Raw genomic sequence first — 17659 nt, 5'->3', positions numbered from 1 at the left:
GGCGTCTCGCCGGCCCAGGACGGGAACCGGACGTGACCTCTCATGTGGCAACGAGCCTTCATCAGCCCGGTCATCGTACTGCTCACAACCGCCGCCTGTGCCCAGACCTTCGTTCCCATGCCCCGCGAGCTGGCCCAGCGCTGGCTGTGCTCCACCTCCGCGGCGGAGGGCTGGAGCGCGCCGGGCTATGACGCGCGGGGCTGGGTGCACGTGACGTATGACATCCCGGCAGGCTACCCCTCGTGGATGACGCCCGCGCAGCAGGCCCGCCACCGCTTCATGTGGCACCCCGCCGGGGCCAACCGGATGCACCCGGTGTACTTCCGCCGGACGCTGACGCTGGACAACAAGCCCACCGCGGCGATGCTCAAGGTATGCGCCGACGACCAGTTCAGGCTGTTCGTCAACGGGCAACTGATCGGCGAGGAGAAGCGCGCCGGCCAGACCCGGCGCTTTGATGTCGCCGCGGTCCTGCATCCGGGGGCCAATGTGATCGGCGTCGAGGCCACCGACATCGCCCCCTGGGGCTACGGGCTGCTGGTGGTGGGGGAGATCACGCAGACGTGGGGCGACAGGACCGGTTGGCGCTGCGCCCGGAAGCCCGGCCGGCTGTGGACGGCCTCGGGCTTCGATGACCGCCGGTGGGCGGCGGCCGTGGCGGACCGCGCGCCGGACATCGTCGTCGAGGACCAGAGCTACGCCTGTGTCACCACACCTACCGACATCGGCGACTTCGCGACGGCGTACTTCCGCAAGGTGCTGGCGGTGGACGGCCTGCCCGTCGCCGGGAGCCTCACGGTCCTGGGCGATGACAGCTACGAACTGTACGTGAACGGCAAGCTGCTCGCGGTGCAGAAGCGGCCGGAGCAGTCGTACGTGCCGTTCGAGACGGACCTGACCGACAAGCTGCACCACGGCCGCAACGCGCTGGCCGTGAAGGTGACGAACACGTGGGGGCCGGCGCGGCTGTACTGCGTGCCGACGGTGACAATGGAGTTGTAGCGACTAAGGATGAAGTGTGAAGGCTGAACGATGAGTCGGGCGCCAGTCACGTTGCGCCGTGCTTCATCCTTCATCATCCTGCCTTCACACTTCGCCATTCCGAAGGATCACCATGGCAGACCAATACCAACCCGGGGCCATCGAGCCGATTGAACTTGGCGAGGAGATGACGGACTCCTATACGCGCTACGCCATGAGCGTCATCATGGCACGCGCGTTGCCGGATGTCCGCGACGGCCTGAAGCCCTCGCAGCGGCGCATCCTGCAGGCGATGAACGACGAGAGCCTGTATCCCGACCGCGCCCATACCAAGTGCGCTGCCATCGTCGGTGAGACGATGAAGACGTACCACCCGCATGGTGACCTGTCCATCTACGACACGCTCGTGCGCATGGGGCAGGACTTCAACGCGCGCTACCCGGAGGTGGACCCGCAGGGGAACTTCGGCTCGGTGGACGGCGACCCCGCCGGCGCCCCGCGTTACACCGAGGCGCGGCTGTCGCGCGTCGCCATGGCGCTGCTGGCCGACCTGGACATGGACACGGTGGACTGGCAGCCGAACTACAACGAGAGCAAGGACGAGGCCCAGGTCCTGCCGGGCAAGTTCCCCAACCTGCTGTGCAACGGCGCCTCGGGGATTGCCGTGGCCTATGCGACCGAGATCCCGCCCCACAACCTCAATGAGGTGGTGGACGGGCTGATCGCGCTGATCGAGAACCCGGAGCTGGACGCCCGCGGGCTCATGCGCTACATCCACGGGCCCGACTTCCCCACCGCCGGGCTGATCCTGGGCACCAAGGGCATCCGCGAGTACTTCGCCACCGGCCGCGGCTCCGTCGTCATGCAGGCCCGGGCGGTCATCGAGCCGCTGGACCGCAGCCGCTATGCCATCATCGTCACCGAGCTGCCCTACCAGGTGGGCAAGTCGGCGCTCATCCAGCAGATCGCCAAGCTCGTGGAGAGCAAGAAGCTCGAGGGGATCAGCGACCTGCGCGACGAGTCGGACCGCCGGGGCATGCGCGTGGTCATCGAACTCAAGCGCGAGGCCAACGCCAACGTCGTGCTCAACCAGCTCTACAAGCGCACGGCGCTGCGCACCAACTTCAGCGCGAACATGATGGCGCTGGTGTCCAAGGGCGACGCGCTGGTGCCGAAGCTGTGCTCGATGAAGGAGCTGATGCAGACCTATCTGCAGCACCGCCTGGCTGTCGTCACGCGGCGCACGCAGTTCCTGCTGGCCAAGGCCCGGGCGCGCGAGCACATCGTGGCCGGCTTGCTCAAGGCCATCAACGTCATTGACGAAGTCATCGCCATCGTGCGCCAGAGCGACAACCGCGCCGCGGCCCGCCAGGCCCTGATGGACACCTTCGAGTTCAGCGAGTTGCAGGCGGAAGCGATCCTGTCCATGCAACTGGGCCAGCTCACCCGCCTGTCGCGCATTGACCTGGAGAAGGAAGCCGGCGAACTGGCTGACAGCATCGCCGAGTACGAAGCGATCCTCGCCTCCGAGGAGCGGAAGTACGAGGTCATCAAGGACGAGCTGCGGGCGCTGGCCAAGGAGCTCGGCGACGATCGCCGGACCAAGATCATCGCGGATGAGGCCGAGGACATCAACACCGAGGACCTCATCGCCCGCGAGGACATGGCAATCACCATCACCCGCGACGGGTACATCAAGCGCATGCCGCTGGACACGTACCGGCTGCAGAACCGGGGCGGGCGGGGTGTCGTGGCCCTGTCGAAGAAGGAGGAGGACAGCGTCCGCGACATCTTCGTCGCCACGACGCACCACCTCATCCTGGTCTTCACCAACCAGGGCCGCGTGTACCGGCTGCGGGCCTACCAGGTGCCGATGGCCAGCCGCACCGCTCGCGGCACGCCGATCATCAACCTCGTGCCGCTGGAAGGGGGAGAGCAGGTGACGGCGTGGGTGCCGGTGCGCAGCTTCGACCAGGGCGGCTATCTCGTCATGGTCACGCGCCTGGGCACCATCAAGAAGACCGCGCTCAAGCAGTACGACACCAACCTGAAGGCCAAGGGCCTCATCGCCATCACCATCCACCCGAACGACCGGTTGGAGTGGGTGCTGTGGACCGACGGGACGCGGGACATCATCCTGGCCACCAAGATGGGCAAGGCCCTGCGCTTCTCGGAGAAGTGCGTGCGACCCATGGGACGCTCCGCCGCCGGCGTGAAGGCCATCAAGCTCCAGAAGAACGACGAGCTGGTCTGCACCGAGTCCATCCGGCATGACGAGGAGCGGGACCTGTTGGTCGTGGCCGAGCGCGGGCTGGGCAAGCGCACGGCGCTGGCGGAGTACCGCTGCCAGGGCCGCGCCACCCAGGGCGTGATGACCCTGAAGATCACCAGTCGCAACGGCTCGGTCGTAGGCGTCTGTGTGGTGGACAATGACGACGAAGTGATGTGCATCTCCTCGGGCGGCGTGCTGATCCGCGTGCCGGTCAAGGGCATCCGCCGCACCGGCCGCAACGCCCAGGGCGTCAAGGTCGTCACGCCCGACGAGGGCACGGTGGTGCGGGCCATCGCCAAGGTCGTCAAGACCGCGCAGGAGAGCCCGGCCGAAGACGTGGAGACTGTGGAGGGCGACGAGACCGACGAGATAGGGGACGAGAAGGACTACGTCGAGGAGACGGAGGACCTCGGCGACGAGGCAGAGGAGATGGCGGAGGAGCCCGAGGCCGAGAGTGACGACACGGAGGAAGCAGAGAAGCCCAAGCCGCGCCGCAAGGGCCGCAAGTAGGGCGCGCCATGGGCCGCGCCGCTACGACGCCGTAGACCTGACCACACACCAAGGAGCCAGGCGATGCCGCTTCCGGCCAGAGAGATCGAACTCACCGACAACGCACTCAAAGTCTTGCAGCGGCGGTATCTGAAGAAGGACGAGCAAGGGCAACCCATCGAGCAACCGGACGACATGTTCCGCCGCGTGGCGGAGAACATCGCCTCGGCCGATGCCCGCTATGGCGCCACGCCCGCGCAGGTGGAGGAACGCGCCCAGCAGTTCCACGACCTGATGACCAGCCTGCGCTTCATGCCCAACTCCCCGACGCTGATGAACGCCGGACGGGAGTTCCAGCAGCTCTCCGCGTGCTTCGTGCTGCCCATCGAGGACTCGATGGAGAGCATCTTCGAGGCCGTCAAGAACACCGCGCTGATCCACAAGAGCGGGGGGGGCACGGGGTTCTCGTTCTCGCGGCTGCGGCCCGCCGAGGATGTCGTCAGCTCGACCCAGGGCGTGTCCAGCGGCCCCGTCTCCTTCATGAACGTGTTCGACTCGGCGACCGAGGCCATCAAGCAGGGCGGCACGCGCCGCGGCGCCAACATGGCCATCCTGCGCATTGACCACCCTGACATCGTCGCCTTCATCGAGGCCAAGCGCGACAAGAGCAAGCTGCAGAACTTCAACCTGTCTGTCGGCGCCACCGAGGACTTCATGCACGCGGTGCGCGAGGACCGGGAGTATGACCTCGTCAATCCGCGCAACCGACAGGTCACCGGGAAGCTGAACGCCCGGGAGGTCTTCGACCGCATCGTGCAACTGGCCTGGGAAGGCGGCGACCCCGGCGTCATCTTCCTCGACCGCCTCAACGCCGACAACCCCACGCCGAACCTGGGCGAGATCGAGAGCACCAACCCCTGCGGCGAGCAGCCGCTGCTCCCGTACGAAAGCTGCAATCTCGGCTCCATCAACCTCGCCCGCATGACCAAGGGCCCGCTGCTGGAGGCCGAGCTGGACTGGGACCTGCTCGCCGCCACCATCCATGGCGCCGTGCGCTTCCTGGACAATGTCATTGACATGAACCAGTTCCCGCTGCCCGAGATCGGGCAGATGACGCGCGGGAACCGCAAGATCGGCCTGGGCGTGATGGGCTTCGCCGACCTGCTCATTCAGATGGGCATCCCCTACAACTCCCAGGAAGCCGTGGGCGTGGCCGAGACCGTCATGTCCTTCATCGAGGCCGAGGGGCGCAAGGCGTCGCTGGTGCTGGCCGAGGAGCGGGGCGTCTTCCCCAACTGGGAGGGCAGCGTCTACGACCGGCCCGACGAGCCCCTCCGCCTGCGCAACGCCACGATCACCACCATCGCGCCCACCGGCACGATCAGCATCATCGCCGGGGCCTCCAGCGGCATCGAGCCGCTCTTCGCCGTGGCCTTCACCCGCACGGTCATGGACGGCACGCAACTGGTGGAGGTCAACCCGCTGTTTGAGCAGGTGGTCCGCGAGCGCGGCTGCTACACGCCCGAGCTGATGCAGGAGATCGCCGCCGCCGGCAGCATCCACGAGATCGCGTCCCTCCCGCATGACCTCAAGCGCATCTTCGTCACCGCCCACGATGTTACGCCCGAATGGCACGTGCGCATCCAGGCCGCCTTCCAGCGCTCGACGGATAATGCCGTCAGCAAGACGGTGAACTTCCCCAACGAGGCGACTGTGGAGGAGGTCGCGTGGGTCTATAGCCTGGCTTACGACCTGGGCTGCAAGGGCGTCACGATCTACCGCGACGGCTGCCGCGAGAACCAGGTGCTGACCACCGGCAAGAGCTACGAGCAGAAGGACGTGGAGCCGGCGGCGATGGAGCCCCGGTCCCGCCCGACCGAGGTCACCGGCGTGACGCGGGCCATGACCACCGGCTGCGGCCGCCTGTACATCACCATCAACAGCGACGACCACGGGCCCTTCGAGGTCTTCGGTAACATGGGCAAGGCGGGCGGGTGCGCCTCGTCGCAGACCGAGGCCCTGGCCCGGCTGATCTCGCTAGCCTTCCGCTCGGGCATCAAGTCCGAGCACATCATCAAGCAGCTCAAGGGCATCAGTTGCCACATGCCCGCCTGGGAACAGGGCGGCGGCAAGATCCTGTCGTGCGCCGACGCCTTCGCCCAGGCCGTCGAGCGTCTGGTCATGCCGCAGGACAAGCAGATGACGATGAACTTCAACGGCACCAGCTTCGGCCACGTCGGCGCCTGCCCCGAATGCGGCGGCCCGCTGGCCCACGAAGAGGGCTGCCTGAAGTGCCACGGGTGTGGCTACAGTCAGTGCGCGTAGCGACATAGGGGACTGACCCCGCAGGGCCGACGCAGTCGGGCCGCAGGGGTCTGTCCCCGGCAGGGACAGCAACGGGGTCAGCCCCCTCTGCGGACCGTCGGTCCGCGGCGGGGACAGACCCCCTCACGGAAGGTGGCTCCGCCCATGCGCCAACCCGGCATCGGACCGCAGTACCACGACGTCACCAAGTACGCCCGCACCGAGATGGGCAACCTGACCACGTGGGCCCGGGAAGTGCCCCGCCTCAAGGAGTACGAGGAGCCGCTGGCGACGCTGGAGCTGCCGGCGCCGCAGACTGTTGACGGCATGCCGCTGTTCGAGGCCATCGGCCAGCGGCGCTCGTGGCGTCACTTCGCCCCCGAGACCTTGCCGCTGTCGCGCCTGTCGCAGTTGCTCTGGGCGATCCAGGGCCTCACCTCCCAGAACGGGCCCAACGGCCTGCGCGCCTCCGCCTCGGCCGGCGCGCTCTACCCCAATGAGACCTACGTCTTCGCCCACCGCGTCGAGGGGTGCGACCAGGGCATCTGGCACTACCAGGTGCGGAACCACACGCTGGCGCAGCTCGCGCAGGGCGACTTCTCTGAGCCGCTGGCCCAGGCGTGCCTGGGCCAGACCGCGTGCGCCGAAGCACCGGTCGTGCTGGCCTTCGGGGCGGTCGTGGACCGCTGCGCCTGGAAGTACGGCGACCGCGCCTATCGCTACATCTACATGGACGCCGGGCACATGGGCGGCCAGGCGCAGCTCGCGGCGGTCGCACTGGGGCTGGCCAGCGTCAACATCGGCGCGTTCTTCGATGACGAGGTCAACAGCCTGCTGGGCCTGGACGGCCAGCGCGAGATCGCCGTCTACCTCGCCGCCATCGGCGTGCCGGCCTGACCGGCCGAGGCGGGGAAGGGGGGACGGCGCTCACCACACGCGATCTGCAGACACGAGGGCGAACGATTAGCGACCAGCCTACGAGTACTGGCCTCCCCCGCTCCGTTCAGGCCGAGCGCCTCCTGGGCCACGTACTCCCGCTGGTCGGCTCCCCACTCGTGACCGGCATCCTCATCGGCTACCTGCTGCTCAACCTCGGCTTCATGCTCCCCAAGTGCCTCAGCGGCTGGTTCGTGATGGTGGATGCCCACGTCTACGCGCGCGCGGCACAGAACGTGTGGCGTCACGAGGGCGTCTATCCGCTGACGCCAACCGGCGACGTCCAGGCTCCCGACGGCCAGCCCATGCCGTTCCTGTACTCGCCCTTCTTCGCGGCCCTGCTGGGGCCTCTGGGGGCGCTGCCCACCGAGAGCATTGTGCGCGTGTTCTTCGTGCTAGCCTTCGCGTGCTTCTGGGGCATTGCGGCGACGCTGGCGTGGATCGTGAACGGCCGCGTGACGTGGCGGGGCGTGCTCGGGGCGGGCTTTGTGGCCATGATGACGCCCGGGGTATACTTCAGCGTCATGTCGGGCCAGATCGAGGAGTTGCTGCAACTACTGTTCGCGCTGGCGATGGCGGGGGTGGCGCCCGGCGTGCTACTGGGGGTATCGCTGCTGGTGAAGCCCTTCGCGGCGTGGCCGCTGGCGGTCATGGCCTGGCGACAGCCGCGTCGCCTCATCCCGACGGCAGCCGGGGCGCTGCTCATCGGGGGGGCGCTGGGGGCGCTGGTCTGTGGGGTGGACAGCTACGGGCAGTGGATGCGCTACTCGCAGAACACGATGTACGGGCTGATCTTCGGCAACATGAACACCTCCCTGGGCCTGCTGCCGCTGCGCCTGGCAGGCTACACGGCCCTGCCCTCCTGGGGGCGGGTGTTCCTGATGGGGATGTTCCTCGTCTTCCCGGGGCTGGTGGCGTGGCTCATGCGGCGGCGCCCCCCGCAGATCCAGGCCTCATGGGTGGCGGCGGCGGCCCTCCTCTTCGCCCCCTTCTCCCACCACTACTACCTCCCGCTGCTGCTGGTGCCGATGGCGTTCGAGGTCAGGGGGATCCTGGACGCGATGTCTCACGGCGATGCCCTGAGGTCGCGCGAGGCGACGGAGTCGCACGCGAGCAGCGCGGAGATCTGATGATGGCCCTGCGGCCGAGGCCCCGGCACGTTCGCGCGTGTTCAGCCGATGATGCCGACACGCTCGATGAAGACGCCCTCGGGGTCGAGGCGGTACTCTTCGTTGGCGACGCCCTTCACCAACACCCAGAACTTGCTCTGCTTGTTCTCCAGCGTGCCCGGCGGCAGCATGTCGCGGATCTGCTTGATCTTCTCCGGGTTGGTCGTGGCGATGCCGGCCGCGCCCGTCCCAAGGCTGTGCGCACCAGCCATGAACAGCACCAGCCGGCCCCCATTGGCGGGGTTGGGGTGGGGCCCGCGGAGGATGAGGCCGTAGTCTTCCTTCCAGACAACCGCTCTCTGGCGCCCGCGGCCTTCGACTGGTATCCGGTTGCCCGAAGCCGCCTCATCCAGCTGCCAGTGCACTCCCATGCGGCACAGTCGTTCACCGCCCTCACACTCGTACAGCGCCGAGGGCCAGTCGCCCTTCTCTTCCTCCCCCGGGAGCGGGTCGAAGCACCACCAGTGACCGGAGCCCTTCTGCAACTCGCTGAGCACTGACTCGGTCAGGGGATTGACCTTGCGCGAGCCAATCAGGTAGAGGTTCCAGGGGCGGTCCTGCGCGTCGGGCGGGCTATGCTGAGCGGAGATGAGTTCCACCCCTCTGCCCGGTCCCAGCATTGAGCCGAACGCAGACACCAGACCAAGGATCGCGAGGTAATCGCCGAACGTCTGGGTATCATAGACCTGCCCCCAGATGCGGCACTCGGGCCCGGGGTACTTGGGGCTGGAGAGGATGTAGTTGTTGTCTCGCTTCTCGGCCAACAGCATGTCGCGGAGCAGGTTCACACCGACCTTCACTCGGGGCCGCAGATGGGCTACAAGTTCCTGCTCGAGCCGCGCGGTACCGGCCTGGTCCAAGGCGTACTCGATCTTCTCCAGTCCTTTGAGGTCGGTGGGGATCTTCTTGGCCTTGGACTTCTCGACCAATAGCAGGGGGGACTTGTTGGAGGCGACCGCGTAACCGACCTCGTAGAACACGTTCTGGCTAGTCACAGAGATCTCGGCAACGACAGCCTCCGCGTGCTCGATCAGCCAGTGGATCTTCGACAGCAGGTCGTACCCGGCGTTCTTGATCTCGTCGGCGCGCAGGCACTCGATGCCAAACTCGTCTCTGACGACTGCCGCGACGCGCTCGTATAGAAGCTGGCGATCCCCGTAGCCCATGATGACGAAGACAAAGGGCCTTCCCCCCGTCAGCTCTGCAAGAGCATCCTCGTAGTTCTCCGGCATGGCCATCCCTCCCTGGCAATAGGGCATGTCTGGGTGCTGGCGTGCTCACGAACCGCTTCGGCCAGTCGTGTTCAGGCGTTCGCCACCGTGCCCCAACCCCTGCCGCTACCTCCCCCGCCGCGCCTCCTCCGGTCCGCCCATCCAGCGGAACTTCTCGTAGCGCGACGCCATGAGCTGCTCCGCCGGGTACTGCTTCAGGTACGCCAGGTTCTGCTCCAGGCTGGTGCGCAGGGCCGTGGCCGCCGCGACCGGGTCGCGATGCGCCCCGCCCGCCGGCTCAGGCACGACCTCATCCACGATCCCCAGCTCCAGGGCGTCCTTCGAGGTCAGCTTCAGCGCCGCGGCCGCTTCCTTGCGTTTCTCGGCGCTGCGCCACAGGATCGCCGCGCACGACTCGGGCGCGATGACCGAGTAGTACGCGTACTCCAGCATGAGCACCCGGTCGGCCACGCCCAGGCCGATGGCTCCGCCGCTACCGCCCTCGCCCAGGATCGCGGTGATGATCGGCACCGGCAGGGAGAACATGTCGCGCTGGTTGGCGGCGATGGCCTCGGAGATGCCGCGGCTCTCGGAGTCCTCCAGGCAGTCGGCGCCCGGGGTGTCCACGAAGGTGATGATCGGCCGGCGCCGCTTGGCCGCCAGTTGCATGATGCGCATGGCCTTACGGTAGCCCTCGGGGCGGGCCATGCCGAAGTTGCGCTGCTTGCGCTCGGTGGCCGTGCGGCCCTTCTGCTGGCCGATGATCGCCACCGGCTCGCCGTTGAAGTTCGCCAGGCCGGCCACGATCGCGCCGTCATCGCCGTGCCGGCGATCCCCATGGAGCTCGACGAAGTCGGTGAACAGCAACTCGATGTAGTCCAGCGAGTAGGGGCGGCGGTCGTGCCGGGCGATGCCGATGTGATCCCACGGCTCCAAGTCGGCAAACAGCTCGCGAGCGACGGCGTCGGCCTCCTCCTGCAGGCGTCCCAACTCCTCGAGGTGGGGAGCGCTGGAGTCGGGGGACCTGCGCATCTCGACGAGGCGTTCGTCTATCTGGGCGAGCCGGGTCTCCAGCTCAGGCTTGCTCTTCATGGCGTTCCTCACGTCATGGACTAGGGTGGTGTCTCTGTCCTGCCTCAGGGCCAGTAGCGCGGGCGGCCTTGCCCGCGCGCTTCCGGTGGGGCGGGCGAGACCGCCCGCCCTACTGACTCCACATCGCCTGCTCGTGTCACTGGCACCACGCGCGTTGCTGGGGGCCGGTGTCAGCCCGCCATGGCCCACCGCAGGATGCGCCCCAGCGTCTCCCGCATCTCCTTGCGCGGGACGATCATGTCCACCATGCCGTGGTCGTACTGGAACTCGACGGTCTGCACGCCGTCGGCCATCTTCAGGTTGGTGACCTCGATCACGCGCGGGCCGGCGAAACCCACGGCCGCGGCGGGCTCGGCCAGGATGACATCACCCAGGAAGGCATAGCTGGCGGTCACGCCGCCGTAGGTCGGGTGGGTCAGGACGCTGATGTACGGCAGCCCGGCGTCAGCCAGGCGACCGGCCGCGCCGCTGGTCTTGGCCATCTGCATCAGCGACACCAGGCTCTCCTGCATCCGGGCGCCGCCGCTGGCACAGAAGATGACGACCGGCATCCCCTCCTGGGTCGAGCGCTCGAACAGCCGGGCCACGCGCTCGCCGACGACCCAGCCCATGCTGCCACCCACAAACGACAGGTCCATCAAGCCGATGCCCACCGGCTGGCGCTCGATGGCGCACGTGCCGGTCATGATGGCCTCGGTCATCCCGGTCTTCTTGCGGCTGTCCTCCAGCTTGTGGCGGTACTCCGGGAAGTGGAGGGGGTCGTAGATGGGCATCTCGTGGTCCCACTCGATGAACGTCCCCGGATCAGCCGTGATCTGCAGGCGCTGCCAGACCGAGAGGCGGAAGTGATGGCTGCACTTGCTGCAGACCCACAGCTCGCTCTCGAGGTCCTTGCCGTAGAGCAACTGGTGGCAGCCGGGACACTCCTCCCACAGGTCGGGCGGGATGTCCGGCTCGCGGTGCCTCTGGGCCCGGCGGAATAGTGATGCCATATGTGACCTCGTTCGTGTCTTCCAGTATCGTGGACGCGGGTACCTGCGACCGCACGTGTGTGGGAGCGGTCACCGACCGCGACTGGCTCGGCCCCACGCGGCCCTTCCCCCGCTCTCGCCCTTTGTGCTACACTCCTCCCCACCATGTGTGGAGGGTGTGCCCATGCCGCTGGACGACCTGCGCGGACAAATAGATAGAATTGACCACGAGTTGCTGCGACTCCTGCGCGAGCGGGCCCAGATCGCCTCGGAAGTCGGCCAGTTCAAGGCCAGCCAGGGACGCGACGTCTACGATCCACAGCGCGAAGCGCGACTGCTCGAGCGGCTGACCACCGACGACCTTTCGCCGCTGACTCCTGAGGCGATCCGCGCCATCTACCGTGAGATCATCTCGGTGTCGCGGAGCCTGCAGCGTACGCCCGTCATCGCCTACCTGGGCCCCGAGCACACCTTCAGCCACCTCGCTGCGCTCCAGCATTTCGGCGTCAGTTGCGACTACCGCCCACAGCCGGCGATCGAGGAGATCTTCCACTCCGTCGAGCGCCGCGAGGCCGACTTCGGGCTCGTGCCGATCGAGAACTCCATTGAGGGCGTCGTCACCCGCAGCCTCGACTACCTCGTGGACACCTCGCTGTCCATCTGCGCCGAGACCTATGTGGATGTCAGGATCTGCCTGCTCGGCTACGGGACCGTAGAGCAGATCCGCCGGGTGCTGTCACACCCGCAGCCGCTGGCCCAGTGCCGGCACTGGCTGCGCAAGCACATACCGATGGCCGAGCAACTACCGGAAGCGAGCACCTCGACTGCGACCGCCGCCGTGGCGGAGGCCCGGGACCCGGAGGTCGCGGCGCTGGGCACTGCCCAAGCCGCCGAGCACTACGGCGTGCCCGTTCTGGCCGACGACATCCAGGACTACCGCAACAACCGCACGCGCTTCTTCGTGCTGGGCCGCTGCCACCCGGGCCCGACCGGCAAGGACAAGACCTCGGTGCTGTTCACGACTCTGCACAAGTCTGGCGCGCTCGCCGCGGCGCTGGTGCCGCTGAGCGCCCACCAGATCAACCTGACGCTGATCCAGTCGCGTCCGGCCCCCACCGGCTTGCAGGGCCCCTACTTCTTCTACGTAGACTTCGACGGCCACCAGGACGACCCGATGGTCCACGCCGCCCTCGAAGGCCTCAGCGAGAACTGCCAGAAGATCAAGATCCTCGGCAGCTACCCGGCCGCACCCGAATAGGCCGCCACGAACGCAAAGGGATTCTCAGCACCGATGCGCGGTTCGGGCCGGGAATCCCCTCGGAGTCTCCTCGCGGCACGCTACATCTCGCTTGGTATCTCCTGCTCGTCCTCATCCACCACGGTCTCGATGGCGTCCTCGCCGCGCTTGGCCGGACCGCCGAAGGTCGGCACGGCCACGCCCTGGATCTCTGCGGCCTTGGCGATGGCCTCCTGGCCCTGCTTGGTCTGTGGGAACTCGGTGAGCTGCTCGACGCGCTCGCGCAGGCCTGGCTGCGAACTCATGAACTGGCCGACGCGGAAGTGCCGCTCCATCTGCGCCGAGTCGGTGGCAATGTCGCCCTGGCCGTCCAGGAAGGCCTGCAGGTCCTCGGAGGTGATGCCGGCATTGGGGTCGGCTGCCACCGCGAACTTGACCAGAGCGGCATTGATGACCGCCGGCCGCAGGGTGATGAGCATCGCGCCGCGGTCCGCGGAGAAGTCGATCAAGTCCCGCCACGCGCGCGCAAAGAACGTCATCAGCACCACCGGGAAGAGCCCGATCTTGATCCCGACGTTCGCGTGGCGGATGAAGGTCATCGCCATGTCCATGCGCACGTGCTTGCAGGCGATGTGCGCGATCTCATGGGCGATGAGCGCCTCGAACTCCTCGGGGTAGAGGGCCTGGCGGAGGGCCTGGCTGGCGACGATGATGCCCTTGCCGGCCGGCAGGCTGAAGATGATGGGGTGCGGGTCATCCACCAGGTACATGTCCGGCGGGGTCTTCATGCCCAGCACCGAGGCCTGACGGACGAGGGTCCGGTACAGGTCGGCGTGGTTGTTGTTCATCACCCGCGCCTGGCGCCCGGCCTTCTTGAACTCCGCCTGCCGCGGACGGGCCGCCAGGATGTTGGCGATGAGTACGGCCAGCACCGGATAGGCCAGCACCTCCACGGGCGCATACCACAGCCGCTGCCCGGCGGCGTTCTTGAGGAAGAAGAACGCCATGACGGCTAACCACACAAAGACGATCGCCATCCCCGCTACCCCGCCAAAGTAGCTCGACTTCTCTCCCGGAAAGGTGAAGTCGGCGGGAGACAGCCCTCTGGACTTCTTGACCTCTTTGGTCTTGCGGACCTTGCTCTTGCGTGCCAACTACCCGTCACCGTCCTCCCTTTTGCCTACGACCATGCGCACCCGCCCCACGAACTGCCCGTCGCCGTCCTCCACCGTCAGCTTGACCCCGGCCACCTCGAAGGTTTCCCCCGGCCCCGGAATGTGACCTGCCACCTGGGACAACATTCCTGCGACAGTCTCATACTGTCCTTGCGGGAGCTGGCACCCCAGCAGCTCATCGGCCTCCTCAATCTTGAGCTGCCCGTCCACCACCACCTCGGTGTCACCGACCCGCTCGACTTCCTCCTCGGGGGTGTCATGTTCGTCGGCGATCTCGCCGACCAGCTCCTCGAGGATATCCTCGATGGTGACCAGCCCGTCGGTGCCGCCGAACTCATCCACCACGAGGGCAATGTGCACCCGGCGCTCGCGTAGCTCCCGCAGCAGCTCGTCAATGCGCTTGCTGTCCGGCACGTACAGCGGCGGGCGGGCGATGTCGCGCAGCGTGAAGCCGGTGCGGTCGGCGGCCAGGCGGCGCAGCATGTCGTTGACATAGACGACGCCCGTGATGTGGTCGAGCGTCTCGGCGTAGATGGGAATGCGCGAGAAGCCGCTGCGACTGGCGACGGCGGCGAACTCGGCGACGGTGTCCGTCTCCTCGACCGCCACCATGTTGACCCGCGGCACCATGATCTCCCGCACCTGTCGCTCGCCCAGGTCAATGACGCTGTCGAGCATCTCTGCCTCTTCAGCGTCCACCAGCCCCTCTTCCTCGACGACGTCGGCCGCCGCCCTGATCTCATCGAGGCTCATCAGCTCGCGGCCGTGATGGTGCCCGCTGATCATCCGCACGATCGGCCGCGCGATGAGCTGGAGGGTCACCACTGCCGGCCGGAAAGTGCGAGCCAGCAGCATGATGGCCGGCGCCATGGCCAGTGAGACCCGCTCGGGGTACAGGCCGCCATAGGTCTTGGGCGTGAGTTCGGCGAAGACCATGATGAACAGGATCATGCCGACGTGCAGGCCCTCGTGCAGCCACTCGGAGCCCTCGGGTGTCCGGTCCTGCACCAGCAACGTCATCACCGTCGAGATGATGATGACGAACAGGTTCATGCCCACGATCAGGGCGCTCAGGTAGTTCGCGTCCGACAGCAACCTGACGACATGGCGAGCGTGGCGGTGGCGGCTGTCCATCACGCGGCGCTGCCGTGTGGGGCTCATCCCCAGGAAGGCCGCTTCCGCCAGCGAGCACAGGAAGATGCCCACCAGGCACAGCGCGATGGCGCCGATTCCCAGTCCGAGGAGCAGGTTGCTCATTCGCCCTGCTCCTCCTCGCCCTCGTCCCACGCCGGTTCGGGCAGCAGCCCCACCCGGATCTTCTCCAGGCGAGGGCCGTTGACCGCTTCCACCGTGAGCCGCAGGCCGCGCCACTCGAACGTCTCTCCCGGACCCGGCACTCGGCCGGCCAGGTCCAGCACGACCCCCGCGAGTGACTCATACTCCTCGGTGGGCAGCTCGCCCACCACATACGGCTCCAACTCGTGCAGCCCCACCCGCGCATCACACAGCAGCTCCGTGGGTGACAGCTCCACGATCTCCGGCTCTTCCACGTCGTACTCGTCCACGATCTCCCCGACGATCTCCTCGAGGAGGTCCTCGACCGTGACCACGCCCGCGGTGCCCCCGTACTCGTCCTTGACCACGGCCAGCATCTGCCGCCTGGACTGGAGCTGGTGCAGCAACTCATCGGCCCGCAGGGTCTCGGGCACATGGTGCGCGCAGCGGGCGACGCGGCGCACCGGCCGGTCCATCTCGCCCTTGATGAGATAGGGTAGTAGGTCCTTCAGGTGCAGGACGCCGATGATATGGTCCGGCGTGTCCTCGTACACCGGCAAACGCGAGTGGTGTTCCTCGAGCCCAAGTCGCAGCGCCTCGGCCAGCGTCTGCTGGGCATCGACGCCGATCATATCCGGGCGCGGGGTCATGATCTGCGCGGCGGTGCGGTCCCCGAAATCCAGTACGCCGTGCATCATCCGGCGCTCCCCCGCGTCCACGACCCCTTGCTCCTCGCTCTGCTCGATCATCGCCTTCAGGTGCTCCTCGCTCACTCCCGGCAGCATCTGGCGGGGACGCACGCCCAGCACGTACAGCAGCGCACGCGAGATGAACGAGAGAGTAAGCACCAACGGCAGGAGGATGATCGCAATGGGCGCGATGAGCACGGCAGCAATGCGACCCACGCGCTCGGGCATCGCCGCGCCGAGCTGGATGGGGATCACCTCACCGAACACGACGATGACGATCGTCATGATGGCGATCGCCACGATGGGCCCGGCATGGGGACCGAACTGCGCCACGGAGGCCACCGTGGCCACGCGCTCAGCCATGTAGTTGCACAGCGTGATGCCCAGGATGACGACGGACAGGACCACGGCGCGGTGACGGTGCTGCACCAGCAGCAGCCCCGACCCGAACAGGCCGCGCTCCTGCATCTGGCGCACGCGCGTGCGGCTGAGGGCGAGGAACGCCGCCTCCGACCCGGAGAAGAACGCAGCCGCCAGGACCAGCAGAATCAGCCGAGCTAAGTCGCCCTCAGGCGAACCATCCACGACGCGGAACCTCCCGCTGCCTGCCGGGGACTCAGGCGATGGTTGTCATTATAGCACAACGGTGCCGGAGCGTGAACCAGCGCCACGGGAGGCCGGCCCGTGGTTCGCGCCTAGAGGAAGGCCATCGCCTCATCCGTGACGAAATGCCACACGCATGGCGCCGCCGGACTGGCGATCGGCGCGCCGGGGAGGTGGGCATGTACCAACGAATGCTCTTGACGTTGGATCGCTCGCCGTTGGCCGAGAAGGCCTTGCCACACGCCGTGGCCCTCGCTCAGGCTTGCCACGCAGCTTTGGAGCTTGTCTCGGTCGTCCCTCTCAGCGATGTCCAGGCCAGTGCGGAGTACGTGGTCTACGTGGACCGCGACCAGGAAGCTGCCCAGTGCGAGGAGTATCTGCGCAGCGTCCAGAGCCGCCTGCAGGGCGAGGGGCTGCAGGTGGGCGCGACTGTGCGCCGGGGCGATGTCACCGAGGAGATCCTGAACCATGCCGACGAGTGCGGAGCGGACCTGATCGTGATGTCCACCCACGGGCGCTCGGGCCTGGGCCGCTGGGTCTATGGAAGCATCGCCGACCGGGTGCTGCGCCATGCCTCCGTGCCGGTGCTGCTCGTGCGCGCCAGCGAATGACACCCCAACCTATGGCACACACCAACACTCACCTCAGCGATCGGGAGGCGCGGGCCGTCCTGGCGACCTGGCGCCTCAAGCCCATCTTCATGCGCCCGGCCGGCGGGACCGCCAACGCCAGCCTCGTCATCGTGGGCGCTCGCGGGCAGTACATCCTGCGCCGGCGCAACCCCCGCTATGCCGATCCGGGCCAACTGGCGTATGACCATGCCGTCATCCATGGCCTTGCGAAGGCCGGGCTGCCGGTGCCCAGGATCGTCCGCAGTCCCTCCGGCAGCCGTTGGGTCGAGCATGAGGGGCACATCTACGAGCTCTTCGAGTTCATCGAGGGCGTGCCGGCCGAGCCCGAGCATCCGGGCGAGACCTGCGAGGCCGGCGCCATGCTGGCGAAGCTGCACCTCGCCGCCGAGCGCCTCAAGCCCTCGGGCAAGAAGGACTGGCCACGGTACTTCGACCCGAAGGTATCGCTGAAGGCGCTGCGGGAGACGAAGGGGCAAATGGAGCGCGGCTCTCCAGAGCCGCAAGGCAACCCGCGTGATGCCACCGAGGGGTCGCGTGGGCGGGCGTGTCCCCACGCCCGCAAAGCCGGTGGCCCCAGGAGTGGCGGGCGTGAGGACACGCCCGCCCACGCGGACGGTCCGGCT

General features: G+C 67.4%; 14 protein-coding genes. 8 read left to right on the top strand and 6 right to left on the bottom strand.

Translation table 11 applies throughout. The annotated features are described in order from the left end of the window. Positions 1-42: 42 nt before the first annotated feature. The 5 genes from LLH23_03490 (at position 43) to LLH23_03470 (ending at position 8112) form a co-directional block, all read left to right on the top strand. Positions 43-1002 (top strand): hypothetical protein, encoded by a 960-nt coding sequence (locus tag LLH23_03490; protein MCE5237537.1) that lies wholly within the window; start codon positions 43-45, stop codon positions 1000-1002. A gap of 112 nt (positions 1003-1114) precedes the next feature. Further along, entirely contained in the window at positions 1115-3763 is a 2649-nt protein-coding gene (gene gyrA / locus LLH23_03485) for a DNA gyrase subunit A (protein ID MCE5237536.1), read from the top strand. Between the two features lie 63 nt (positions 3764-3826). Continuing rightward, a complete protein-coding gene (locus tag LLH23_03480) occupies positions 3827-6067 on the top strand; it encodes a vitamin B12-dependent ribonucleotide reductase (GenBank protein MCE5237535.1) in 2241 nt (746 codons plus the stop codon). A gap of 144 nt (positions 6068-6211) precedes the next feature. Continuing rightward, entirely contained in the window at positions 6212-6943 is a 732-nt protein-coding gene (locus tag LLH23_03475) for a SagB/ThcOx family dehydrogenase (protein MCE5237534.1), read from the top strand. Positions 6944-7101: 158 nt separating this feature from the next. Then, positions 7102-8112, top strand: a complete 1011-nt coding sequence (locus LLH23_03470) for a DUF2029 domain-containing protein (GenBank protein ID MCE5237533.1) — start codon at positions 7102-7104, stop codon at positions 8110-8112. 41 nt (positions 8113-8153) lie between these two features. On the opposite strand, the gene LLH23_03465 is transcribed toward LLH23_03470, so the two are convergent. From LLH23_03465 to accD, 3 genes are all read right to left on the bottom strand, one after another. Next, on the bottom strand, positions 8154-9383 hold the full coding sequence (locus tag LLH23_03465) for a hypothetical protein (protein ID MCE5237532.1): 1230 nt from the start codon (positions 9381-9383) through the stop codon (positions 8154-8156). A gap of 105 nt (positions 9384-9488) precedes the next feature. Further along, positions 9489-10454 carry an acetyl-CoA carboxylase carboxyltransferase subunit alpha gene (locus LLH23_03460; GenBank protein MCE5237531.1) on the bottom strand — a complete coding sequence of 322 codons (966 nt, stop codon included), beginning with the start codon at positions 10452-10454 and terminating at the stop codon, positions 9489-9491. Between the two features lie 170 nt (positions 10455-10624). Further along, positions 10625-11446, bottom strand: a complete 822-nt coding sequence (accD, locus tag LLH23_03455; GenBank protein ID MCE5237530.1) for an acetyl-CoA carboxylase, carboxyltransferase subunit beta — start codon at positions 11444-11446, stop codon at positions 10625-10627. 163 nt (positions 11447-11609) lie between these two features. Between accD and pheA the strand changes: the two genes are divergently transcribed. After that, positions 11610-12683, top strand: a complete 1074-nt coding sequence (gene pheA, locus LLH23_03450; GenBank protein MCE5237529.1) for a prephenate dehydratase — start codon at positions 11610-11612, stop codon at positions 12681-12683. An 80-nt stretch (positions 12684-12763) separates the two neighbouring features. On the opposite strand, the gene LLH23_03445 is transcribed toward pheA, so the two are convergent. The 3 genes from LLH23_03445 to LLH23_03435 are packed head-to-tail and all read right to left on the bottom strand — an operon-like array spanning position 12764 to position 16386. Further along, positions 12764-13816: a M48 family metalloprotease gene (locus LLH23_03445; GenBank protein ID MCE5237528.1), complete on the bottom strand. Its 1053-nt coding sequence runs from the start codon at positions 13814-13816 to the stop codon at positions 12764-12766. Further along, positions 13817-15094, bottom strand: coding sequence for a hemolysin family protein (locus tag LLH23_03440; protein MCE5237527.1), 1278 nt, complete (start codon positions 15092-15094; stop codon positions 13817-13819). Then, positions 15091-16386 carry a hemolysin family protein gene (locus LLH23_03435; protein MCE5237526.1) on the bottom strand — a complete coding sequence of 432 codons (1296 nt, stop codon included), beginning with the start codon at positions 16384-16386 and terminating at the stop codon, positions 15091-15093. Before LLH23_03435 ends, LLH23_03440 begins: the two co-directional genes overlap by 4 nt. Positions 16387-16583: 197 nt before the next feature. Here LLH23_03435 and LLH23_03430 point away from each other — a divergent pair, with 197 nt between their 5' ends. Beyond that, on the top strand, positions 16584-17015 hold the full coding sequence (locus LLH23_03430) for a universal stress protein (protein ID MCE5237525.1): 432 nt from the start codon (positions 16584-16586) through the stop codon (positions 17013-17015). Positions 17016-17026: 11 nt separating this feature from the next. Beyond that, a partial coding sequence (locus LLH23_03425; protein ID MCE5237524.1) for a phosphotransferase occupies positions 17027-17659 on the top strand: 633 nt, incomplete at its 3' end.

This window comes from bacterium (assembly GCA_021372615.1).
Taxonomy (GTDB): domain Bacteria; phylum Armatimonadota; class Zipacnadia; order Zipacnadales; family UBA11051; genus JAJFUB01.
Note: the sequence above shows the minus strand (reverse complement) of the source record. Positions and strands in the feature narration are given on the sequence as shown.